Source organism: Allorhizobium sp. NPDC080224, from assembly GCF_050281005.1.
In the GTDB taxonomy this organism is placed as follows: Bacteria; Pseudomonadota; Alphaproteobacteria; order Rhizobiales; family Rhizobiaceae; genus Allorhizobium.
Window position 1 is genome coordinate 100,629 of the sequence record NZ_JBNNWJ010000003.1, and the last position, 22,837, is coordinate 123,465.

Sequence of the window (22,837 nt, forward strand, 5' to 3'; positions counted from 1 at the left end):
CAAGGGGTCGACCTCTATACGATCTCAACTAGCAGATCATTCGCATCGACTTGCATACCTGAGCTGACATGCATGGCAACGATGACGCCATCACGGTGAGCGTTGATGCTGGTTTCCATTTTCATGGCTTCAATTGAAAGCAAAGGGTCACCTACCTTGACCGTCTGGTGCACGAACCCTGAGATGGTTGAAATAATGCCAGGCATAGGCGCGCCGATCTGGCCAGGGTTTGTCGGGTCAGCTTTCGGATGTGCAGTCTTTCTCACTGACCGCTTCCGATCTGAAACTTTCGTGGAGCGCGGCTGGCCGTTGATCTCGAAGTAGACCTTCACATCACCGTTCTCGTCTGGCTCACCTTTGGTCAGATATCTGATCTCAACTGTTTTGCCTGGTGCAAGCTCGACCGACAGTTCCTGCCCCTCCTGCATGCCGTAGAAGAAGGTTGGCGTCGGCAAAGAGTGAACCGGTCCATATGTACGGCGTCGCCCCATGAAGTCCAGGAAGACCTTGGGGTACATCAGGTAGGATGCTAGGTCCTCATCCGAGACGGCGTATCCATCGAGCTCGTCGCTCAGCTTACTGCGTGTGGCAACCAGATCGACCGCGGCCAAGTTGCTTCCCGGGCGTTCTGTTGATGGCAGCTTGCCTTTAAGAACTTTACTCGAAATTGCTTCCGGCCAGCCGCCAGGCGGTTGCCCCAAGTTTCCGGCCATCATGTCGGCGACGGATTCCGGAAACGCCACTTCTCTCTCGGGGTCTATGACGTCTTCCTTCGACAATCCCTGCGCCACCATCATCAACGCCATGTCACCGACAACTTTCGACGACGGTGTGACCTTGACGATATCACCAAATATCTGGTTGGCATCCGCGTAGGCTTGGGCGACCTCGTTCCAACGCTCTTCAAGACCGAGGTTTCGTGCCTGGGCCTGCAGGTTGGTAAACTGCCCTCCGGGCATTTCATGCAGGTAGACTTCCGACGCTGGCGCTTCCAGCCCACTTTCGAAAGCCGCATATTGATGCCGTACCCGCTCCCAATAGGATGAGACGAGGCGGATGGTCTCGATATCCAACCCAGTATCCCTGTCCGATCTCGCAAGTGCTTCAACAATGGACCCAAGACAGGGCTGAGAAGTCCCGCCGGAAAATGCATCCATCGCGGCATCGACCGCGTCGACGCCGGCCTCAGCTGCGGCGAGAATAGATGCTGCTGCGAGCCCGCCCGTGTCGTGCGTATGAAAATGGATCGGAAGTCCGACTTCCTCCTTCAATGCTTTGACCAGCACACGAGCTGCAGCGGGTTTCAGAAGGCCAGCCATGTCTTTCAGGCCTAGCAGATGGGCCCCGGCGGCTTCCAGCTGTTTCGCCATGGTCACGTAGTACTTGAGATCGTATTTTGCTCTGTCGGGGTTGAGGATGTCACCCGTGTAGCAGATCGTGCCTTCGCAAATCTTGCCGGTTTCAACGACCGCGTCCATCGCGACGCGCATATTCTCGACCCAGTTGAGGCTGTCGAATACGCGGAAGACGTCTACCCCTGAAGTGGCGGCACGCTTGACGAAAAACGAGACTACATTGTCCGGGTAGTTGGTATATCCAACGCCGTTGGAGGCCCGCAGCAACATTTGCGTCAACACGTTCGGCAGTCGCTCGCGGATCGCATGCAGCCTTTGCCACGGGCATTCCTGCAAGAAGCGATAGGCGACATCGAAGGTCGCACCGCCCCAGCATTCCACGGAAAACAAGTCTCCGAGGCCTGATGCGTAGACCGGTGCGATCTTGACCATGTCATTGGTGCGCATCCTGGTCGCCAGAAGCGATTGATGGCCGTCACGCATGGTCGTGTCGGTTATCAGAAGCTTCTTCTGTGCCACCATCCAGGCGGCGACCGCTTTTGCACCCTCTTGGTCGAGCAATTGGCGTGTGCCTGGTTGCACTTCCTTGGTCACGGTCGGAACGCTGATTGATTTGGCATCAGCCGCAGGCTTTGCACGGCCCGCAGTCTCCGGATGACCATTGACCGTGATGTCGGCGATGTACTGAAGCAGTTTGGTGCCGCGGTCAGCCCGCTTGTTGAATTGAAACAGGCTTGGCGTCGTATCGATAAACTTCGTGGAATAGCTCATGTCCAGAAATGTTGGATGCTTGAGCAAGTTCACCACGAACTCGATGTTCGTACTGCCCCCCCTGATCCGGAACTCTCGCAATGCCCGATCCATTCGGCGGATTGCCTGGTCCGGTGTCTGTGCCAATGCCGTCACCTTGACCAGCAACGAGTCATAATGGCGGGTGACCACGCCACCCTCGTATGCTGTGCCGCCATCGAGACGAATGCCCATGCCCGTGGCAGTTCGGTATGCGGTGATGCGACCATGGTCAGGGATGAAGTTGTTCTGCGGGTCTTCGGTCGTGACACGGCACTGAAGTGCATGTCCGTTAAGTTTGACGTCCTGTTGTCGGGAAACGCCGGTTGCCTGAGCCAGTGTTTCGCCTTCAGCGATCTTGATCTGGGCCTGCACAATATCGATCCCGGTGATCTGCTCGGTCACCGTATGTTCAACCTGCACGCGCGGGTTCACTTCGATGAAATAGAAGTGGCCGCTGTCCATATCCATCAGGAACTCGACAGTCCCCGCATTCTGGTATCCGACGGCATTACCGATCTTCAGTGCAAGATCGCAGACTTCAGCGCGCTGACTTTCAGTGAGGTAAGGTGCAGGCGCGCGTTCTAGAATCTTCTGATTCCGTCGTTGCACTGTGCAGTCACGTTCATAGAGGTGGTATAGACCGCCATGGGCATCGCCGAGAAGCTGGACCTCAACATGCCTCGCCCTGAGGATCATCTTTTCCAGGTAGCCCTCGCCATTGCCGAAAGCAGCTTCCGCTTCACGGCGACCCTCACGGACTTTGGTGGAGAGTTCATCTTCCGAGTTGATCGGCCGCATGCCCCGGCCACCGCCACCCCAACTCGCCTTGAGCATGAGCGGGTAGCCGACCGCTGCAGCTTGTTTCCGGATGAGATCGAAGTCGTCGCCGAGTACATCGGTTGCAGGAATGACAGGGACACCGGCGACTTCGGCAACTTTTCGTGCGGACGCCTTGTCACCAAGCGACCGCATTGTTTCGGCGCGAGGTCCGATAAAAGTAATGCCGGCCTTCGAGCAAGCTTCCACGAAGTCCGGGTTTTCCGACAGTAGACCATAGCCCGGGTGGATGGCGTCCGCGCCCGCTTCCTTGGCGACACGGATAATCTCGGAGATGCTGAGATATGCGCCAACGGGAGACAGTCCCTCGCCAATGCAATAGGCTTCGTCAGCCTTGAAGCGGTGGAGGCTGAGCTTGTCCTCCTGCGCGTACACGGCCACTGTTTTTTTGCCCAGTTCGTTGGCTGCGCGCATCACACGGATTGCGATTTCACCGCGGTTGGCAATCAGGATTTTCTTGAACATTGGAGCCCTCGTGAAGGAGCGGACGTCCGGGGGAGGGCCGGACGTCCGGGGAGTAGGGGCTGTTGCCCCTGGTAGCGCCGAGGCTATCCGGCGGCTATGCTGGTCAGGCGGGCACGCTGATCCATTGACGCGTCGACGAGGAGCGCTGGATCGTCTCGACAAGTGTCTGAATGCGAAGACCGGCGGCAAATCCGAACGGTTCTTCGATCGTGCCGGCGATTGCGTGGATGTACCCGGCGACCTCAATGGCCTTTAGATCATTGAATCCGAGCTGATGGCCGGGAGCGACGCAGAAACGGCCATAGGGCTCGTGATCAGGGGCCGCTTCGATCTTGCGGAAGCCACGACGTCCTGCCGGGTCGCGGTTCGAGTAGAAGTGTAGCTCGTTGAAGCGCTCCTGACTGTAATGGAGTGCGCCTTCGGTGCCATAGACCTCGAAGTCATGCTGCATCTTTCGTCCGGTTGCGATCCAGTTTCCTTCGACCGATCCCTGCGCTCCGTTGGCGAAACGGACAAATGCGCGCCCGACATCGTCCACTTCCACCTTCCTGGTTCCGCCTTTGCCGTCAGGGCGCTCGCCGATCATGGTGATGCAGTCGCCCATTACCTCGGTGATCGGACCGAGGAGAAATTCGGCGGTCGCCAGTGCATGTGATCCAATGTCGGCGAGCGCCCCGCCGCCAGCTGGATCATGTCTGAAAGTGAATGCCCCTGAGGCATCGACCATGTAGTCTTCCGCGTGCAGCCCTCGGTATCCGCGGATTTCACCAAGTTCACCGTCGGCGATCATCTTCTTTGCCAAACGGAGCATTGGATTGCAGAGGTAGTTGAAACCGACCTGGGTTTTCACGCCCCGAGCGGTTGCGGCCTGCGCCATCTCGCGGGCATCTGACGCCAGTGGTGCCAAAGGCTTTTCGCAGTAGACATGCTTGCCGGCGGCGATGGCGGCCAAGGCCATCTCCTTGTGCAAGGCATTGGGTGCAGTAATGTCGATGACGTCGATATCGGCATTAGCGATCAGCGATCGCCAGTCGGATGTCGAGTTTGCAAAGCCGAAATCGGCGGCAGCTCGTGCCGCTACCTCCTCGGTAACGTCTGCAACGGTATGCAGCTCGATATCAAAGGGAAGGTCGAACACCTTTGGTGCCGAGGCAAAACCAAAGACATGAGCCTTACCCATGAAACCAGTACCGATCAGTCCGATGCGAAGAACAGGTTTATTAGGCATATGCGTGATCCGGATTGACGATAAGGGTACGGTCGATGGTGCCCGCCAGAAAGTTCACTGCGTTCTGGATCGCGGCGATGGCCATCCGCTCACCACATTCAGCCGTGAGGCCGGCGATGTGCGGGGAGAGTATGGCGTTGCGGTGCGAAAGAAGTGGGGAGTCACTTGCCGGTGGCTCATCATCGAAGACATCAAGGCCCACAGCGCCGATGTGCCCACTGAGCAGAGCGTCGTTCAAGGCCCGCTCGCAAACCACGCCACCTCGTGCGGTGTTCGCCAACACGACACCACGCTTCATCGCGGCAATCTCAGCCTCACCGATCGCAGGTGTCGCACCTTTGGGTATATGAACGGAAATATAGTCCGCCCAGGGAAGTCCGTCCTCCAGTGAGGTTGCCTTTACGGCCCCATCTGGCCAACCAGTCTGTTGCAGGTACGGATCATAAGCGCGGATTTGCATTCCGAACCCGGATGCCATTCGCGCAAGATGCCTTCCAATCCGACCGTAGCCGAGAATGAGCAGGTTCTTGCCCGAGACTTCCTGCTGCTCAAGTTTGTTCCTCCAGCCCCATTGTCCTGGTTCTCTTACAGACCTGTCCGCGAGGATCGCACGTTTTGCCCCGGCAAGGAGCTGCATGATCGCGTGTTCGGCAACCGAGACGGAGTTGACGTCCCCGACTATAGTGAGCGCGATCTTTCTGCGGTTCAGTTCTACGAGGTCGACAGAATCGTAGCCGACCCCGTGGCGAGAAACGACCTTCAAGCGCTCGGCTTTGGCGATGGTTGCAGCCGACAAAGGCTGGGTCCGAATAACTATCGCGTCGGCAGCGTCGATGAACGGTGCATATGAGGCTTCTGATACCTCCTCGATGTACTTGACCGTGTAGCCGTGCGCGGGCAGTTCGCGCAGTATGGCTTCGCCGGACGGGTGCATTTTCCCGGCAACCAAAAGATTTGGCATCAGTAGCCTCCCGGTCGGTCGGTCGACGCCGTAACCTTTGCGGTAAGCTTGCGGAAAGTGGCGACGGACTCAGCGGCGGCTGCCGCGATAAGCCGACTGTCTCCCGACACAGTGGTCATGTTGAAACCCCACTCGACTGCGCGCGCCGCGTACTCGGCTGTTCCGCAATGGATCGCCGCCTGGATGCCGTTTCGGAGGCAGGCATCCTTGATGCGCTTGATCGCCTCTATGACCTCCGGCTCTTCCCGGTCGAAAGCCGGCATCAATTGTCCCTTGGACAGTGAGAAGCTGAGGTCGGCCGGACCGACATAGATGCCATCAAGACCGGGCGTGGAGGCGATCTCCTCCAGATTTCCCATGGCCTCGGCGGTTTCGATCATCGCGAAAGCGAGGATTTCGTCATTGGCTTCCGCCGGATAGTTCGCACCGGCCGCGTAGACGGCGCGTGTCGGCCCGAAGCTTCGCTCGCCCAATGGCGGGTAGCGCATGTAACGAACGAACTGCTCCGCCTGCGCGCGTGTATTGATCATCGGGCAGATGATCCCGTATGCGCCAGCGTCCAGCACCTTGGAAATCCAGGAGGGGTCCAGCCACGGCACGCGCGCCATCAGGACCTTGTCCGACGCTCGCATCGCCTGGAACATGCCCAGCACGTCCTTGTAATCGACCGCGCCATGCTGGATGTCGATGGAGATGGCGTCATAGTCCTGGGCGGCCATGATCTCGGCCGTGAACGGACTGGCGATCGACAGCCAACCGTGCAGTACGGGACGTCCCTCCGCCCAGATTTGTCTCAGCTTGTTCTTTTTCATGATCGGTTTCCTAGAACACGAGCTGAGCAAGTTTGGTGTCGAGGTAATCATCGATGCCTTCGATTCCGCCCTCGCGTCCCATGCCGGAGTGATTGGTGCCGCCAAACGGCGCTTCAGCCGCGGCAAGGGCAAAGCTGTTGATGCCGACCATGCCCGACTTTAAAGCGGCCACCGTTCGGCGCGCCCTGTCAGGCGAACGGGTGAAAGCATAGGCCGACAATCCCATGTCGGAAGCGTTCGCTCTCGCAAGAGCTTCGTCCTCGCTGCCGAACCGCGTTATTGCTGCGATCGGTCCGAAGTTCTCTTCGGCAAAGACCTTCATGTCGTCGGTGACATTGGTCAGCACCGTCGGTTCGAAGAAAAAGCCGTGGTTCAACTGCGCCGGCCGCTTTCCGCCAAAAGCAAGGGTCGCACCTGCTTGTGTGGCGGCAGCAACGATCTCTTCGATTTCCTGCAGGCGGCGCGCATTGATCAGCGGCCCCATGCCAGTATCTGCTTCGAGGCCGTCGCCGAGTTTGATCTTGGCAGCACGCTCGACGAAACCTTCGACAAAGGCGTCGTGCAGGCTGTCGTGGACGAAGATGCGATCCGGGGTGACGCAGACCTGTCCGCAATTGGCGAACTTGGTCGGCACGGTGAGGTCCAGGGCGTTTTGCAAGTCGGCGTCATCGTAGATGATCAACGGTGCATTACCGCCGAGTTCCATCGAGACCTTTTTGACCGTGGCCGCGGCGTCGCGGATCATCTGCTGGCCGACGCGGGTCGATCCCGTCAGCGAAACCTTGCGGACACGGCTATCGGCCATGATCGGACCGTAGGTATTGTCTGTCGAACCGACAACCAGATTGACCGCCCCATCCGGAAGCCCGGCTGCGCGGAGGCAATCGACCATGACCATCGCGACACCCGGCGTCTGCGAAGACGGCCGAAGCACGACGGAGCAACCGGCCGCGAGAGCCGGCGCAAGTTTGCGCGCGGGCAAGGCCGCGGGAAAGTTCCACGCCGTGAATGCCCCAACAATACCGACAGCTTCGCGGCTGACCTCGAATCGCCCACCGGGCACGCGGCTGTCGACGATGCGCCCGTAGATGCGGCGAGCCTCCTCGGCAAACCAGCGAAACTGATCGCAGGCAAGTACCCATTCGCGGCCGGCCTGCGCAATCGGCTTGCCGGTTTCCGTTGAGATCATCCGGGCGGCTTCATCCGACCGACGGAGCATTTCATCGGCGGCCTTGTGCAGCGCCTCGGCTCGGCCAAAGCCGCCCATGGCTCGCAATTTCGGCAAAGCGCTTGCGGCGGCGTCAATTGCCTGGCGCGTTTCTGAAGCCGTTGCGAGTGGTACGGTTCCGATTTCCTTCTCCGTGACCGGAGAAATGACGTCTGCCGACGCGGAGCCGGGGACCCAGCTACCGTTGATGAACAATCCAAATTTCGCGTACATGGCTTACCCGATTTCGTTCGTGTTGACGGAGCGGCCTTCGGAAATCGAAAGCATGGCGGCCTCGGCAAGGATCAAGGCCTGGCGGCCGTCCTCGAAACCAACTTCCGGCGGTGCGCCCTTCTCGACGGCATCGACAAATGCGCTGATTTCTGCGGCGAAAGCGTCGGCATAACGTTCGATGAAGAAGTTCATCAACGGCGCGGCCTGATCGGTGAATTGTTCGCTGTAGAGACGCATCCCGTTAAGCGGCCGGTTCTCGGAGATTGCCATTCCGGCGCTACCCAGCGCCTCGACCCGTTGGTCGTATCCGTAAACCGCGCGCCGCGAATTGTTGATGATGCACTGCTTGCCAGAGGCTGTTTTCAAGACGACCGTTACAGTGTCGTAGTCCGCGCATTTCGCCATAAGCTCAGGATCGACAAGCCTTGATCCCGTCGCGCTGACCTCTGTCACGTCTTCACCGAGGATGAAGCGCGCCATGTCGAAATCATGAATTGTCATGTCCCGGAAAATCCCTCCGGACACTTCTATGTATGAGGCCGGTGCCATTCCGGGGTCACGTGATGTGATGATCACCTGATGCAGATCGCCGATGGCACCGGATGCGATTGCATTCGTCACTGCGCGATGTCCGGTGTCGAAGCGGCGAACGAAACCCAGCATGATCGGGATGCTGGTCCCTGCAATTCTTGCCGCACAAGCATTCACGCGCTCTAGCGAAAGGTCGATTGGTTTTTCGCAGAGAACCGGCTTTCCCGCCGCTATCGCCTGTTCGAGAAGGTCGGCGTGTGTCGGCGTAGAAGTTGCAATCAAGACGGCATCAACGTCACCCGACGCGAACACGGCTTCAGCCGATTCGTATTGTTCTACGCCCAGTTTCTGGGATACTTCCTTCGCCGATGGCCCGTGCACATCAAAGACCCCGGCAAGGGAGGCACGAGGGTGCGCAGCGATGTTTTCCGCATGCATCTTGCCAATACGACCCACGCCTAGAACGGCTATTTTCAGCATCTGAATTCCTCCCGAGATATTTTCGCAATAATCATTGCAAACTATTCCAATTGTCAATATGCATTCCAGAACAAACCGAAATTCACATCCGCAGGAGGAGGCGAGATGACCGCGAAGACCTTAAGCCTGACCATGGCTCAGGCCCTTGTACGCTACCTATGCAACCAGTTTACCGAGGTCGAAGGCGAGCGCGTGCCGCTGTTCGCCGGAGTCTTCGCCATCTTTGGACATGGCAACGTAACCTGCCTCTCCGAGGCACTGGAAACGGTTCAGGACCAGCTGCCGACATGGCGCGGTCAGAACGAGCAATCCATGGCACTGGCCGCAATTGGCTTTGCCAAGGCCAAGCGTCGTCGGCAGCTCATGGTGGCCGCGACGTCGATCGGTCCTGGTGCGTTGAACATGGTAACCGCTGCGGGCGTTGCGATGGCGAACCGGCTTCCCGTCCTGCTTATTGCAGGAGACACCTTCGCCAACCGTCTGCCCGACCCGGTGCTTCAGCAAGTCGAGCACTTTGGTGATCCGACTCTCACCGCAAACGATGCCTTCAAGTCCGTCGTTCGCTACTGGGACCGTATCGTGCTTCCAGAGCAACTGCTCCAGTCTCTGCCCCAGGCGATCGCGACGATGCTTGATCCTGCCGACTGTGGTCCGGCATTTATCGGCCTTGCCCAGGATACGCAGGAGCTCGCCTACGACTACCCCGAGGTCTTTTTCGAACCCAAGGTCTGGAAGATTCCACGTCCGCGTCCGGATCGGGACGCAGTCGCTCAGGCGGCTGAACTGCTTGCCAAAGCAAAGCGCCCGCTGATCATATCCGGCGGCGGTGTCCGTTATTCGGGGGCTGAGGACAAACTTGCAGCGTTTGCAGAAAAGCGTGGCATCCCCGTCGTCGAGACGATCGCTGGCAAGGGTGCCTTCACCCATCATCATCCAGTTCATGCGGGTCCGATCGGAATCGTTGGCTCAACCTCCGCCAATGCGTTGGCGAAAGAAGCCGACGTCATCATAGCGATCGGGACAAGACTGCAGGACTTCACGACCGGTTCGTGGACTGCATTTTCACGGGAAGCCCAGTTCATCTCGATCAATGCAGCCCGCTTCGACGCGATCAAGCATCGTGCGCTCGCGGTTGTCGGCGATGCACTCGAATCGATCATCGAACTCGACGAAGCCCTTGGGGGCTACAAAGCCGACTCAGCCCTTATGCAGCGGGCGAAATCGTTGTTCGCAGAGTGGAACCAGTTGCTGGACGAGCATCAGGCTCCGACCAATGCCCCGGTTCCGTCTTACGCTCAGGTGGTTGGCATTCTCAACAAGGTTGCCCGCCCCGAAGATACTCTGATCGCGGCGGCTGGCGGTACACCGGGAGAGGTTACTAAGGGCTGGCGCGTCAAGAACCCGAACACCTTCGACTGCGAATTCGGCTTCTCGTGCATGGGCTATGAAATCGCGGCCGGCTGGGGTGTTTCAATGGCCCAGGACGGCCCTGGCAGTGCCGGCGGCACTCCGATCGTCATGCTCGGCGACGGCACCTACATGATGATGAACTCCGACATCTATTCGGCCGCACTCACTGGCCACAAGATGATCGTCGTGGTTTGCGACAATGGTGGCTACGCCGTCATCAACCGCCTTCAACAGGCAAAAGGTGTTCCGGGATTCAACAATCTCCTCGCCGACTGCCGTGTTCAGGACCGCACCAATCCTCTGCATGTCGATTTCGTCAAGCATGCCGAAGCCATGGGAGCCAGTGCACGAAAGGTCGAGAGCCTTGCCGATCTCGAAGATGCAATGATCTGGGCGCAAGGAAATGACGGCGTAACGCTGATCTCGATCGTCTCCGATGCCTGGAAGTGGGTTCCCGGCGATGCGGACTGGGATGTCGGCGTACCCGAAGTATCCACGTTCGAAAGCGTGCGTGCTGCTCGCGCCGCTCAGGAAAAAATCCGCGAAGCGCGGCGTCTAGGAGTTTGAGATGAAAGCAAGACTTGGAATTGCACCAATTGCCTGGTGGAACGACGACCTCGCCGAACTGTCTGATGATGTCAGTCTTGAGGAATGCCTGAGGCAGGCGTCTGAAGCAGGCTTCACCGGTATGGAAACTGGACGGCGGTTTCCCATGGATATGGCCGAACTCGGCCCTGTCCTTGCGCGCTACGGAATATCCGTCTGCGGTGGCTGGTTCTCCGGACTGCTGCTTGATGGCGATATCGAGGCCGAGAAGGATCGCATTGCACAGCAGATGGAATTTTTCATCGCAGCGGGCGCGCCTTGCATCGTCTACGGCGAAACAGCACGTTCGATCCAGGGCGTGCGCGCCGCGCCGCTGTCAACAAAGCCCAAGCTCGATGAACGAGAGATGGCGGCCTATGGGCGGAAACTGTCGGAGTTTGCTGATTGGTGCGCCGGACAGGGCATGCCGATCTCCTATCACCACCATATGGCAGCAGCCGTCGAGACTGAAAGCGAGCTCGACCTGTTGATGAAACACTCGTCCGTGCCCCTTCTGTTCGATGCCGGACATATGGCATTCGCAGGCGGTGATGTGCTGCGCGTGATCGAGAACCATCATGGACGCATCACCCATGTCCATACGAAGGATATTCGGCGTGAGGTCGTAGACGCGCTTGACCGCACGTCAGAGAGTTTTCTCGACGCGGTCATCAAAGGAGCCTTTACCGTTCCCGGCGATGGCAGCCTCGACTTCGAGACAATCGTCACGGCGCTGGCCTCCAAGAGCTACGAAGGCTGGTTCGTGGTCGAAGCAGAGCAAGACCCCATTAAAAACCCACCACTGGATATGGCCCGAAAGGGACACAAAGAGCTTCTCCGCGTCATGGACGCTGCAGGTTACGAGGTCATGAAATGAGCAGGATTGAAGGAAAAATCGCGGTCATCACCGGTGGCACGCAAGGTTTGGGAGCGGCAATCGCTGAACAGTTTGCCGATGCAGGAGCCGCTGGCATTGTCATCGTCGGGCGCGGCGTGGAAAAGGGTCAGGCCGTCGCCAAGCGCATCACCGACAAGACCGGTGTGCCGGTCGAGCTGGTCGCGGCCGATCTTGGCAAGATCGAAGATGTGCAAGCCATCATCCCAGCGACCGACGCACGTTTCGGCCGCGTCGATATTCTGGTGAATTCCGCGGGCCTTACTGACCGTGGCAACATGCTGAACACCACGCCGGACCTTTTCGATCGGATGTTCGCAGTCAATACGCGCGCGCCGTTCTTCCTGATTCAAGACGCGGCAAAGGTGATGATCCGTGAAGGCATCGAGGGGCGGGTTGTCAACATCGGCTCCATGTCCGGTTTGGCTGGCCAGCCATTTCTGGCCCCCTATGCGGCGTCCAAGGGTGCGCTGTCGACGGTCACACGCCATGCCGGCTTCTCGCTCATGCGTCACCGTATTCACGTCAACCAGCTGGACATCGGTTGGATGAACTCGGATCACGAGCGAAAGCTCATTCTCTCGGAGACGGGCGATCCGGACTTCATTGACCGGGCGGCCGCTGCGAAGCCGTTCGGTCGAATCCTCGATCCGAAGGAAGTTGCCCGTACAGTGCTGTGGATGGCTTCTGACGAGAGTGGCATGATGACCGGGGCAGTCATCCCCTTCGATCAATCGGTTTATGGCGGGTACGACGACGCTCCGGTGCCGGCAAGGAAGCTGGAGGCCTGAGATGCGTACTATCAAGGGACCAGGCGTTTTCCTGGCACAGTTTGCTGCCGACGATGCCCCCTATAATTCGTTGCCATCTCTCGGTCGCTGGGCAGCGGACAAGGGCTTCAAAGGCGTCCAGATTCCCACCTGGGATACTCGCCTGATCGATATGAAGCAGGCAGCCGAAAGCCAGGCCTACTGCGATGATCTGAAAGGCATGCTCAGTGAGCACGGTCTGGAGATTACCGAATTGGCGTCGCACATCACGGGCCAACTCGTCGCGGTTCATCCTGCCCATGACAAAATCATGGATAGCTTTGCCCCCGAACATGTTCGGGGAAATCCCGGCGCGCGGCGCGCCTGGGCTGAAGAACAACTGCGTTTTGCCGCACGTGCCTCGAAGCGTTTCGGTATCGATCGTCACGTGACTTTCCCAGGCGCACTCCTGTGGCCCTACCTTTACCCCTACCCGCAATGGCCGGAAGGTCTTGTGGAGGAAGGGTTCGACGAACTGGCTCGCCGCTGGAAACCGATCCTGAACGACTTCGACGAGCACGGTGTGGACGTCTGCTATGAAATCCACCCAAGTGAGGACCTGCATGATGGTCATAGCTGGGAGATGTTCCTCGACAAGGTCGATGAGCACCCCCGGGCCAATCTCATGTATGACCCTTCGCACCTGGTTCTTCAGGGCATGGACTATCTGGCCTTCATCGATCACTACCACGAGCGGATCAAGACCTTCCACGTAAAGGACGCCGAGTTCCGCCCCGATGGAAAATCGGGTGCCTATGGCGGCTACCAGCCATGGTCGAAGCGGGCCGGCCGCTTCAGAAGCCCCGGCGACGGGCAGATCGATTTCGGTGCTATTTTTACCAAGCTGACGACATATGGCTTTGACGGGTGGGCGGTGCTCGAATGGGAGTGCTTCGTCAAGAATCCCGAGGATGGCGCGTCGGAAGGCGCGCGCTTCATTGCCGATCACATCATTCGCGTCTCGGACCGGGCTTTCGATGACTTCGTAAAATCAGGCGCAAATCGCAGCGCGAACCGGGCGATGCTCGGACTGGAGGAACAATGAGTAGGAGACCGCTTCGCCTTGGTATGGTCGGTGGTGGGCAGGGAGCCTATATCGGCAATATCCACCGCCTGGCATCGCGTCTCGACGGACATTGGACATTGGTCGCTGGCGCTTTTGATGTCGACCCGGACCGTGGCCGGGACTTCGCTATCAACGAGGGTCTCGATCCTGCAAGAAGCTATGGAACGTACCAGGACTTGATTGCCGGCGAACGTGGGCGCGAAGATCGTGTCGACGCCGTTGCGATCTGCACGCCGAATTTTACGCACTATCCGATCGCCAAGGCCCTGATTGAAGCCGGGTTCGATGTTATTTGCGAGAAACCTCTGACGGCGACGATCCAGGATGCAATTGCTCTTGAGGCACTGTCGCGGCAATCCGGCCGTTTCGTCGGTGTGACTTACACCTATTCCGGCTATCCCATGGTTCATGAGGCGCGTGTTCGCATTGCCCGAGGCGAGATTGGCGACGTTCGGACGGTGCAGGTTGAATATCCGCTTGAGTGGATGGCGACCGCGATCGAGCAAAACGGCAATGCCCAGGCGGCATGGCGCACCGACCCAAAGAAGAACGGACGAGGTGGATCGATAGGCGACATCGGTACGCACGCCTACCATCTTGCCGGATTCGTCACTGGGCTTACGCTCGAAACGCTTACAGCCGATCTTGCAACCTTTGTTCAGGGGCGCGCCCTGGATGACAACGCGCATGTCATGATGCGCTATGGAGGTGGCGCACGCGGCCTCCTCTGGTCATCGCAAGTCGCGCTTGGCAATTCGAACGGCGTACGGCTCCGGGTATTCGGCTCCACAGGCTCGTTCCAATGGTTCCAAGAGCAGCCGAACGAGCTGATTTACACGCCGCTTGACGGTCGCGTGCAGACGATCAAACGCGGTGCCGACGATCTATCCGAAGAAACAAAGGTCCGTTCTCGAACGCCGCCCGGTCACCCCGAAGGGTATCTAGAAGCCTTTGCAAACCTCTACTGCGGGTTTGCGGAGGCGATCCGTGCCCGACTTGAGGGGCGCGAACCCACGGCAATCGGGCGCAACATCCCCCTCGCGTATGATGGACTGAAGGGGGTCGCTTTTGTTGAGGCGGTTGTGGATAGCGCCGAAAACACAGACCCAATCTGGATAACACCCATAGCAGTGTGATGATCCTTCAAGGGTGACGACAAAAGGCGGATGCAGGTGGCTGCATCCGCCTTTTCTATTGGCGTCTTCCATTAAAATGCCAACGATCAACTGCACCGCCTCGTCAAATGCGCAATTTTCGTTGCAAACGCGCACGCTGCAACTATGCTCCGGACCAAAGGAGCGTTCATGGACCAGCAATTTCCCAAACCCCACAATGCAGATGAGCTTCGCCGTGTCCTGTCAATCAAACAGGGGGATTTCGGTAGAGGAGGTCGCCGGCTAGCGAATTTCATTATCGATAACCTGGACCAAACGGCAATGCTCCCGAGCTCTGAGGTGGCCAAGCGTTGCAATGTCCACGCTTCGACTGTTGTCCGTCTGGCGCAAAGTTTGGGTTTTGCGGGGTATCGGGAGTTACAGGCGGTCTTGCAATCTCAGCTATCGAATTCTCTGCTTGAAAGTAAGCGGGCTAGTGCTCAGCGAGCGTTGGGTGCCGATATCTCATGCCCTCTTCGGATTCATTTGTTCGCTGATTCCGGTCGGTCATTCAACGAGGCTGCTGGTCAAGCCAGCAAAGTTTATTGCTCGAAGAATCCGGGCGTTGAAATCGTCTCCGAGCTCCATGTGTCCTATGAAGTCGATCCTGCGGCATTGGCTCGAAATGTCGAGGCGTCAGCGGAAATGTCCGATGGCATCATTCTTGTGGCCAGGGAGCATCCTGCGATCAATGAGGCCGTGAGGACGGTGACTGCTCGCGGAATTCCCGTTATCTGCCTGACAACTGATCTCCCGGCATCTGGGCGAACTGCTTATGTGGGATCGGACCAATACGCGTCCGGTGCGACTGCAGGCTGGCTCTGTGGGCGCATGCTTCCGAGGGAGGAAGAGGGACGCGTACTTTTTATCTGCAGTGTGCCTTTCCGCTGCCACCAAGAGCGAGAGCAAGGATTTCGCCAAGTTCTTCGCTCCGAGTTTTCATGGCTCGGTATCGACGAAAAAGTCAGTTCCAATGAGAGCATTGAAGTCATCTATGAATCGGTACGCCGGTACATCGCGAAGAGCGGTGCGCCGGCCGCGATCTACAATGTCTCCGGTGCAAATCTTGGTGTTGGCAAAGCACTTGAAGACGAGGGATTGAGCGATAAGGTGATCTTTATTGGCCATGAGTTGAATGTGAATTCCCGGTCCTTGTTGGAGCGCGGCATCATGGACATTGCAATTGGCCATGACATTGAGCACGAAATCGACTTATCGGTCGACTGCATCAAGTCCGCTATCAAGGGCGTCCAGCCTGTTAATTGTCTCACCCAGAGCCAGTTGTTCACGCGCTTCAACTGCTCAATTTTCTAGCCTGACAGCAATTTACTAGCGCCAATTTTTTACCACGCCAGCGGTTGGTCAGTCGACCAACTGAATGCGCCATGAGCAACGTGGGCATAACGCACGTCCTCGATTTCCATCTGATCCTGCTACGGAGGCGGCCTAGCGACGTTGAGGCATTTCTGTAGCTTTCGCGAGATCAGCAGGCGTCAGCCACAATAATCCTGTCTCTCGTGGCTCATCCTTTCAAACGTGAAAGTTCAGATGACTGCAATGAAAATTGCATTTAATTGATATGTGGAAAATGTGTTGACATGCGTGCGTAGATGCAAGATGTTTTGCATCCAGGCGCACGAAACGCATTCCCGTTTCGAGTGTGATGGGAGAGGAAGTGACTATGTTACGGATAGCAGTGCTCGGATGTGGCCGAATTGGGCAGATGCACGCGGCCAATATCGCGCGACATCCCCGAGCGGAGTTGGCGGCCGTGTTTGACGTTCACCGTCCATCGGCGGAAAAAGTCGCTGCCGCACAGGGGGTTTCCGCTGCGCAGAGTGCCGAAGAAATTTTCGCTTCTAGCTCAGTTGATGCGGTGCTGATTGCCACCGCTACACCCACACATGCTGACTACATCGAAATGGCCGTCGCGGCTGGCAAGGCTGTTCTTTGTGAAAAACCAATCGATCTGAACCTGGATCGCGTTAATGCGTGTGCTGCCAAAATTGGGCAGACGAAAGTGCCGATCCAGTTGGGGTTCAATCGCCGTTATGATCCGGGACATAGTGCAGCACGTGCGGCCATGTTGGCAGGCGAAATTGGGGAGCTGCACCAGGTGATAATCACCTCGCGCGATCCGTCCCTGCCACCTCGCGCTTATCTTGAGGCCGCGGGCGGTCTCTTCCGCGACATGACGATCCACGATTTTGATCTTGCTCGTTTCATGCTGGGCGAGGAGCCGACTGAGGTTTTCGCCCTGGCCAATGCTCTGATCGATCCGGCATTGGGGGCCGAGTTGAATGAGGTGGATAGCGCCATGTTCATCCTTAGGACGGCGTCCGGAAAGCAGTGCCACATCAATAACTCGCGCACTGCGGTCTATGGCTATGACCAACGTGTCGAACTGATGGGAAGCAATGGGATGCTGATTTCGGATAACCGCAAGCCGCATGAACTGAGAAGGTTCAGCGGAGCCGCGGTAGAAGCCAGTCAGCCATACCAGTTTTTCTTCCTCGAGCGGTATCTGGAGGCCTTTATGGCAGAGATTGATGGCTTCGTCGACTGCGTCGAGAAGGGTGCCTCGCCTCTTGCGAGCTTTGAAGATGGACGACGCGCGCTCATCCTCGCCGAGGCCGCATACAAGTCGATGAAGGAACATCGCCTGGTGCGAGTGTCGGAGATCGCCTGACCCTATTCTCCTGCTGCGGCTGCCGTGGAGGTGGTAGCCGCACCATCCGATAGCGTGCTCGATGCCTTATCAGGCATGACGATCCGGAAGTGGCATCCGACAAGAGAGCTGGGTGCTCGTTAAACGGAGTCGGTGAAGCGTCATGGAGGATACTCACAAAATTTGCGGCCGACGACAGCGCCTGCCTGTTTTCGGAAAGCGCATCATCGAACCCCTTTGGGAGGCTTAAAGGGGAAGTGGAAGTGCCGCGTGTCGTTCAGACACGCCGGACTTCGAAACAAAGTGGAGGATGACATGAATTCTAAGGCTCATACACTGACCCGTCGCAAGACGATGGGAACGCTCGTCACGGGCGCGCTTCTACTCGCCCTGGCTGCCGGATCGGGCTCAGCGCAGGATGCAAAACCCGACATCCGTATCGGCTACACGCCTAAGTTCCTGAAAGACGACTTCATGACGCTTCTGTTGGCGTCTTCAAAGAAAGAGTTCGATGCGCGCGGTTTCACCTTGATCGGCGCGCCGGACCCGAACGGTGATATTGCGGCGCAGGTCGATGCGCTTCAAAACTTGATGGCCAACGGAGCCAATGTCATCGTTTTCGCGCCAATCGACGCGTCTGGGATCGTACCGGCGGTCAAAAGAGCCAATGATGCGAATGTCCTGGTGTTCTCGATCGATGACGCGCCTGCTGGTGGCAAGGTCACTGCAACTGTTCGCGCTGACAACGTCAATGCCGGCGCGCAGGGTGCTGAGGAGATGGTCAAAAGATTGAAGGACAAAGCCTGCTGGTCTGATGACAGCTGTATTGTCCTTGAACTCCAAGGAGCGTTGACTTCTCCCAACGGCTTGGATCGGTCCACCGGCTTCTCCACGACGCTCCAGAAGCTGGCTCCGAAGGTCACCCTGATCCAGCGCCCCACCGAGTGGACTGCCGACATGGCGGCGGACGCTACCCAAAATGTGCTTACCCAGAACCCTAACCTGAGCGGAATCTTCGAGGCGTCCGAGCTAATGGCGACTGCGGTTAATGCTCAGCTGACAGCTGCAGGTAAGGGCGCACCGGTCGGCGACCCCAACTCCGTCATTCGCATTGCCATCGATGGCACACCGCAAGGTCTCCAGCTCATTCGCGACAAGGCGCTTGACGCTACGGTTTCTCAGCCTCTCAGCGCCTACGCGAGCAAGACGGCTGAACTGATCGATTTGGTGTCCAAGGGTGGCAAGATCGAGATCGGCCCCCAGCCGGACGGTCAGGTTATCGAGACGCCAGTCGGCCCTCAGTACCAGCTGAATGCTACTCTCGTTACCGCAGACAACGTTGATTCCACCGAGTTGTGGGCCAACAAAGTCGGCCAGTAAGCGAAGAAGAGGAGGTGCCGCGTGGCCACGACTTTGATGGACAACACGCGGCCCATCGTCGAGATGCGCGGCATCACCAAGACTTTTGGTTCGACGCGCGCTCTTCGGGGTGTGGACTTCACTGTTATGCCGGGTGAAGTCCACGCCTTATTGGGCCGAAACGGCGCGGGGAAAAGCACACTCGTTTCGACGATCAGTGGTTTTACCCCTGCCGATACCGGAACGATCCGCATTGCCGACACTGAAATCGAAGCAAACGGGTCATCCTATGCAGCGAGCATTCGCAAGGTCATTGCGCATGTGCAGCAGACACCGCAACTATTCAATCTGCTCAGTGTTGCGGAAAATCTGTTTTTGGAAAGTCCGGTGGTACGCAACAAGTACGGAGTGGTTAGCCGCAGCAGCATGATGGCTCGGACAGTCGATTTGCTGCGCAAATGGAACATGGACATCCGTCCTGACTCGCTCGCTGGTGAATTGGGCGCTGGCACCCGCCAACTGCTCGAAATCATGAAGGCTCTTAGCCGGGGTGTCCCGGTGATGATCCTCGACGAGCCTACAGCTGCATTGAGCAACGCTGAAAAGCGAAACCTGTTCGACCAGGTAAAGACGCTGAAGGCGGCGGGAGTATCGTTCATCTACATCTCGCACCATCTGGATGAAATCTTCGAAGTGGCAGACACGGTAACCATCCTTCGAGACGGGGCTGTCGTTAAGTCGCGTGAGCCGGTCGGTGGCCTCGATGTCGAAACGATCGCCGATCTGATGATGGGTGAGAAAACGGCGCGCAGCATCCGCGAAGACCACACGGATAAGAATGCACCAGTCCTGTTGGAAGCCAGAAATGTCTTTGTGGACCTCGACGCCGGGGGCAATATCGACTTCCATGTCCGGTCTGGCGAGATCGTCGCGCTGGCGGGACCCGTTGGCGGTGGAAAGGAAGCGCTGGCAATGATTCTGGCCGGGCAACAGGTGCCCGTAGCCGGTGAAGTTTCCAGCGAGCGGCCGACATTCCCCAAAATCGGCCTGGTTCCGACCGATCGTCACGTCAGTGGTTATGTCGGTATGTTGGGCGTCCGAGAAAATGTCAGCATCGGTGGCCTCGACGTCCTGTCGGGCCCCTTGGGATTCATTTCGTCGGACCGAGAGACGGAGCATGTCGGCCAACTGGCTGGGAAAGTCGGCGTCATCTGCTCATCACTTGAACAGGCAGTCGGGCAGTTGAGCGGTGGCAACCAGCAGAAAGTCGTCTTTGCACGTGCGCTTTGCCGCGATCCTGACGTCGTCGTCGCGCTCAGCCCGACGCGCGGGGTGGACGTCGGGGCCAAGGAGCAACTTTACTCGCTGCTCCGCAATCTTGCCAGCAAGGGGCTGGGTGTCATTGTCGTCTCCGATGAAGAGGACGAGATTGTCCAGCTCGCCAACCGTGTCGTGATTGTCGTTGGAGGCCAGATCGTCGACGAGCTGGTTGGGGACTACACAATGAAAGACCTAATCTTGCGAATGGAGGGCGTGCTATGAGCGTTCAAGCAGTCAACACTGCGAAACCCGTTGAACGTAGTTCGGAACGGTCTCGGTTTAGCGAATGGGCAAGTGCCTTCGTAGCCGGTGGCTTCACGATGTATCCGGTGCTGCTCGTTTTGGTAATCGTCGGCTCGATTGTCGCACCGAGGTTTGCCACTACGATCAATATGATCAACATCCTCGATCAGGTCAGTGTGCTGGGGTTGACGACCATCGGCCTGACATTCGTCGTCCTCATAGGGCGGTTGGACCTGTCGCTCGAGGGTATCGTTGGCTTTGCCCCGATGTTTGCGGCGGTGTGTCTTGTACCCGCGGCCGCCGGCGGTTTTGGCATCGAGATGCCCGGTTGGACAGGACTGCTTATAGCACTTGGAACAGCTGGTCTGATCGGCGTCTTCAACGGCTTCATGGTCGTAAAAGTGGGCCTCAATCCATTCATTTCTACACTAGGCCTTCTCGTTTTGCTACGCGGTGGCATCCTTATCGTCTCCAGTGGTCGGTCGATATACTCGCCCGGCAAAGCGCTGACGTATCTCGGGTCAGCCAGCTTTCTTGGCATACCGATTTCCGTCTACGTCTTCGTGCTGGTTGCCATCGTTGTTGGTCTGATCTTTCAGTATCATCGATATGGGCGGGCACTCTATGCCGTTGGAGGCAACGAGGAGGCGGCCCGGGCTGCTGGCATCAACGTCGACAAAGTCATCTGGTCCGCATTTGTCTTCGCCGCGCTTCTTGCGGGACTGGCTGGTGTCTTGATGACCGGCCGACTGGATTCCGCAGTTACAACGCAAGGCCAGGGAATTATATTCTCAGCATTTGCCGCAGCTGTCATCGGCGGCGTCAGCCTCGGCGGTGGCCGAGGAACGATCGTCGGTGTCGTGAGCGGTGTTCTTCTGATCGGGGTGATCAACAATCTCCTGACTTTGGCGCAAGTGCCTTCGTTCTACGTCCAGGCTTCCACTGGAGCCGTGATCGTTATTGCAGCGGTGTTGACGACAATTGCCAGCCGACGATCTTCTGGCGTTAGGACCCGAACTTAGGCTCGATCACAGCAGCGTCCCGACCTTCGGGGCGCTCTTCCGATCACCGGCGTTAAGGGCTCCTGCAAACGGAGCAGCGGTTCCCGATAGGGATGCGGGACGGTTCTCGGTTCAGCTTGAGACGAGAGGTCGGTTTTTGGAGTGATGCCCTATTAGCGAGACTGAATAGCCCCGGGTTACGTTTTCCGCTGCTTTTCGCACTCGACGGGCGACAGCATCCCGTTTCTGACATGTTTGCGCTTCGGGTTGTAGAACATCTCGATGCGATCGAACACGTCCTGCTTGGCTTCATCTCTTGTCTTTGATCGTCTTCTCGGCCGTCGATGTCTGCGGCCAGGTTTTCTGTGTCATCTTCGCTTCCTTTGAACGAGCTACGATGAGCCGAAAATCCTTTATTCCTAATTAGGTCAGCCCTGTCTCATGGGCGTTGATGCCGGACAGTTCCATAATTATGCTTATGCAATTTTTGATAAAATATTGAATTTATTTATATAATATCACATCTCTATCATCCGGGTCTTGTGGTAATTTGCCTCTGTCGCCACCGGTCTCGAGCTATTGATGATCCGCTTTCTCACACGATGGCTCGCACATCGCCGGGCAATACGGCGGCGATGGCAGGCTGATGCAAGGCTTCTCGCAATTTCGGATCCAGCCGGTAGCTACTACGAAGCACAGCGCCGTGCGTTTCATAGCCGGCCCACTGGTGAACTCGACGAGTTCTGGCACTGGTCGAAAGTCGCCAGCGAGATAGCCCGGATAGAGCCACGCCCTGAGATGGACTTTTCTGTTGTCGAAGCCTTGTCCGATCAGGAGAAAGCACGTCGTCGCTGACTGGCGGGCTGGTCAGACAGGTTCTCGGCAACAAATGCTGAGCTGGCTTCCGTGACCGATCTGTGCCGAATACCTCAATTCCCGCCGAAGCAAACCAATCCCGCTCTTTATGGATGGCGTCCTGGACCATGTCCGGATCTCCGTCGATCAACCCGTTCAGGGTCGGCTAGCAAGCTGCCGCCGCTCCGCCTTCGTCTTCGCGGTGATCGCGACCGTCCCCGGTCCTTTGAGGAGCCATCGAGCGGGATCGGCCCGCTCCGGACGGAGGTTTCTCACATGGCACAGAATCTTGCCCTCGCCCAAGCCCATGCATTTTCTCTTTCACGCATCCTCATGGTTCCTGTGACACTGTTCAAATCGGGCGACGAATTCGGCGTCCTTCCCTCCGACGAACTGGATGACGAAGACGATCTTGAGATCGTTCACGAATATTTCCCGCGCGGGTCTCATTGAGACCCGCATGTCCTGCCGCTTACGACCTGTCGGCCGCAAGGGAAGCTTCACCGCAGCGCTTGCTGCAACTTTTGTCGGTTGCGCACTGCGCCCTTGCCCCCTCCGCTCTTCGCGGCG

At 57.7% G+C, this 22,837-nt stretch carries 18 protein-coding genes and 1 pseudogene; 11 read left to right on the forward strand and 8 right to left on the reverse strand.

Translation table 11 applies throughout. From position 1 onward, the window contains the following. Positions 1-14: 14 nt before the first annotated feature. The 6 genes from ACQKP1_RS21070 to iolG (ACQKP1_RS21095) form a co-directional block, all read right to left on the reverse strand. Positions 15-3,449, reverse strand: coding sequence for a pyruvate carboxylase (locus ACQKP1_RS21070; RefSeq protein ID WP_427276889.1), 3,435 nt, complete (start codon positions 3,447-3,449; stop codon positions 15-17). Between the two features lie 103 nt (positions 3,450-3,552). Further along, on the reverse strand, positions 3,553-4,677 hold the full coding sequence (locus ACQKP1_RS21075) for a Gfo/Idh/MocA family protein (RefSeq protein ID WP_427276890.1): 1,125 nt from the start codon (positions 4,675-4,677) through the stop codon (positions 3,553-3,555). After that, on the reverse strand, positions 4,670-5,638 hold the full coding sequence (locus ACQKP1_RS21080) for a hydroxyacid dehydrogenase (RefSeq protein WP_427276891.1): 969 nt from the start codon (positions 5,636-5,638) through the stop codon (positions 4,670-4,672). The genes ACQKP1_RS21075 and ACQKP1_RS21080 overlap by 8 nt, the downstream gene beginning before the upstream one ends. Next, entirely contained in the window at positions 5,638-6,450 is an 813-nt protein-coding gene (locus tag ACQKP1_RS21085; protein WP_427276892.1) for an HpcH/HpaI aldolase family protein, read from the reverse strand. The genes ACQKP1_RS21080 and ACQKP1_RS21085 overlap by 1 nt, the downstream gene beginning before the upstream one ends. Before the next feature lie 10 nt (positions 6,451-6,460). Further along, positions 6,461-7,891 (reverse strand): NAD-dependent succinate-semialdehyde dehydrogenase, encoded by a 1,431-nt coding sequence (locus ACQKP1_RS21090; RefSeq protein WP_427276893.1) that lies wholly within the window; start codon positions 7,889-7,891, stop codon positions 6,461-6,463. A gap of 3 nt (positions 7,892-7,894) precedes the next feature. Then, positions 7,895-8,902, reverse strand: a complete 1,008-nt coding sequence (iolG, locus tag ACQKP1_RS21095) for an inositol 2-dehydrogenase (RefSeq protein WP_427276936.1) — start codon at positions 8,900-8,902, stop codon at positions 7,895-7,897. Between the two features lie 105 nt (positions 8,903-9,007). On the opposite strand from iolG (ACQKP1_RS21095), the gene iolD reads away from it, so the two are divergent. The 10 genes from iolD to ACQKP1_RS21145 all read left to right on the forward strand — a co-directional run bounded on the left by iolD (position 9,008) and on the right by ACQKP1_RS21145 (position 21,433). Then, complete coding sequence (gene iolD, locus ACQKP1_RS21100) at positions 9,008-10,879, forward strand: 3D-(3,5/4)-trihydroxycyclohexane-1,2-dione acylhydrolase (decyclizing) (protein ID WP_427276894.1); 1,872 nt, start codon at positions 9,008-9,010, stop codon at positions 10,877-10,879. A gap of 1 nt (position 10,880) precedes the next feature. Next, positions 10,881-11,774: a myo-inosose-2 dehydratase gene (gene iolE / locus ACQKP1_RS21105; RefSeq protein ID WP_113458346.1), complete on the forward strand. Its 894-nt coding sequence runs from the start codon at positions 10,881-10,883 to the stop codon at positions 11,772-11,774. Beyond that, positions 11,771-12,583 (forward strand): SDR family oxidoreductase, encoded by an 813-nt coding sequence (locus ACQKP1_RS21110; protein ID WP_113458347.1) that lies wholly within the window; start codon positions 11,771-11,773, stop codon positions 12,581-12,583. The genes iolE and ACQKP1_RS21110 overlap by 4 nt, the downstream gene beginning before the upstream one ends. Position 12,584: 1 nt before the next feature. Beyond that, on the forward strand, positions 12,585-13,646 hold the full coding sequence (locus ACQKP1_RS21115; protein WP_113458348.1) for a sugar phosphate isomerase/epimerase family protein: 1,062 nt from the start codon (positions 12,585-12,587) through the stop codon (positions 13,644-13,646). Positions 13,647-13,669: 23 nt separating this feature from the next. Continuing rightward, complete coding sequence (locus ACQKP1_RS21120; RefSeq protein WP_427276937.1) at positions 13,670-14,803, forward strand: Gfo/Idh/MocA family protein; 1,134 nt, start codon at positions 13,670-13,672, stop codon at positions 14,801-14,803. Positions 14,804-14,971: 168 nt separating this feature from the next. Beyond that, positions 14,972-16,135, forward strand: coding sequence for a substrate-binding domain-containing protein (locus tag ACQKP1_RS21125; RefSeq protein ID WP_427276895.1), 1,164 nt, complete (start codon positions 14,972-14,974; stop codon positions 16,133-16,135). 367 nt (positions 16,136-16,502) lie between these two features. Then, positions 16,503-17,510 (forward strand): inositol 2-dehydrogenase, encoded by a 1,008-nt coding sequence (iolG, locus tag ACQKP1_RS21130; protein ID WP_427276896.1) that lies wholly within the window; start codon positions 16,503-16,505, stop codon positions 17,508-17,510. Between the two features lie 294 nt (positions 17,511-17,804). Next, positions 17,805-18,869, forward strand: coding sequence for a sugar ABC transporter substrate-binding protein (locus tag ACQKP1_RS21135; protein ID WP_113458352.1), 1,065 nt, complete (start codon positions 17,805-17,807; stop codon positions 18,867-18,869). A gap of 21 nt (positions 18,870-18,890) precedes the next feature. After that, positions 18,891-20,390, forward strand: a complete 1,500-nt coding sequence (locus tag ACQKP1_RS21140) for a sugar ABC transporter ATP-binding protein (RefSeq protein ID WP_427276897.1) — start codon at positions 18,891-18,893, stop codon at positions 20,388-20,390. After that, a complete protein-coding gene (locus ACQKP1_RS21145) occupies positions 20,387-21,433 on the forward strand; it encodes an ABC transporter permease (protein WP_113458354.1) in 1,047 nt (348 codons plus the stop codon). Before ACQKP1_RS21140 ends, ACQKP1_RS21145 begins: the two co-directional genes overlap by 4 nt. 176 nt (positions 21,434-21,609) lie before the next feature. Here ACQKP1_RS21145 and ACQKP1_RS21150 read toward each other — a convergent pair. Both ACQKP1_RS21150 and ACQKP1_RS21155 read right to left on the reverse strand, forming a co-directional pair. Beyond that, a pseudogene (locus ACQKP1_RS21150) lies at positions 21,610-21,765 on the reverse strand (IS3 family transposase); the annotation flags it as partial. Between the two features lie 242 nt (positions 21,766-22,007). Further along, positions 22,008-22,397, reverse strand: coding sequence for a hypothetical protein (locus ACQKP1_RS21155; protein ID WP_153763728.1), 390 nt, complete (start codon positions 22,395-22,397; stop codon positions 22,008-22,010). Positions 22,398-22,543: 146 nt separating this feature from the next. Between ACQKP1_RS21155 and ACQKP1_RS21160 the strand changes: the two genes are divergently transcribed. Then, entirely contained in the window at positions 22,544-22,720 is a 177-nt protein-coding gene (locus ACQKP1_RS21160) for a hypothetical protein (protein WP_427276898.1), read from the forward strand. Positions 22,721-22,837 lie beyond the last annotated feature (117 nt).

Coding starts and splice junctions, on each gene's coding strand:
- ACQKP1_RS21070 (WP_427276889.1), bottom strand. CDS start 3,449: ATGTTCAAGAAAATCCTGATTGCCAACCGCGGTGAAATCGCAATCCGT.
- ACQKP1_RS21075 (WP_427276890.1), bottom strand. CDS start 4,677: ATGCCTAATAAACCTGTTCTTCGCATCGGACTGATCGGTACTGGTTTC.
- ACQKP1_RS21080 (WP_427276891.1), bottom strand. CDS start 5,638: ATGCCAAATCTTTTGGTTGCCGGGAAAATGCACCCGTCCGGCGAAGCC.
- ACQKP1_RS21085 (WP_427276892.1), bottom strand. CDS start 6,450: ATGAAAAAGAACAAGCTGAGACAAATCTGGGCGGAGGGACGTCCCGTA.
- ACQKP1_RS21090 (WP_427276893.1), bottom strand. CDS start 7,891: ATGTACGCGAAATTTGGATTGTTCATCAACGGTAGCTGGGTCCCCGGC.
- iolG (WP_427276936.1), bottom strand. CDS start 8,902: ATGCTGAAAATAGCCGTTCTAGGCGTGGGTCGTATTGGCAAGATGCAT.
- iolD (WP_427276894.1), top strand. CDS start 9,008: ATGACCGCGAAGACCTTAAGCCTGACCATGGCTCAGGCCCTTGTACGC.
- iolE (WP_113458346.1), top strand. CDS start 10,881: ATGAAAGCAAGACTTGGAATTGCACCAATTGCCTGGTGGAACGACGAC.
- ACQKP1_RS21110 (WP_113458347.1), top strand. CDS start 11,771: ATGAGCAGGATTGAAGGAAAAATCGCGGTCATCACCGGTGGCACGCAA.
- ACQKP1_RS21115 (WP_113458348.1), top strand. CDS start 12,585: ATGCGTACTATCAAGGGACCAGGCGTTTTCCTGGCACAGTTTGCTGCC.
- ACQKP1_RS21120 (WP_427276937.1), top strand. CDS start 13,670: ATGGTCGGTGGTGGGCAGGGAGCCTATATCGGCAATATCCACCGCCTG.
- ACQKP1_RS21125 (WP_427276895.1), top strand. CDS start 14,972: ATGGACCAGCAATTTCCCAAACCCCACAATGCAGATGAGCTTCGCCGT.
- iolG (WP_427276896.1), top strand. CDS start 16,503: ATGTTACGGATAGCAGTGCTCGGATGTGGCCGAATTGGGCAGATGCAC.
- ACQKP1_RS21135 (WP_113458352.1), top strand. CDS start 17,805: ATGAATTCTAAGGCTCATACACTGACCCGTCGCAAGACGATGGGAACG.
- ACQKP1_RS21145 (WP_113458354.1), top strand. CDS start 20,387: ATGAGCGTTCAAGCAGTCAACACTGCGAAACCCGTTGAACGTAGTTCG.
- ACQKP1_RS21155 (WP_153763728.1), bottom strand. CDS start 22,397: ATGGTCCAGGACGCCATCCATAAAGAGCGGGATTGGTTTGCTTCGGCG.
- ACQKP1_RS21160 (WP_427276898.1), top strand. CDS start 22,544: ATGGCACAGAATCTTGCCCTCGCCCAAGCCCATGCATTTTCTCTTTCA.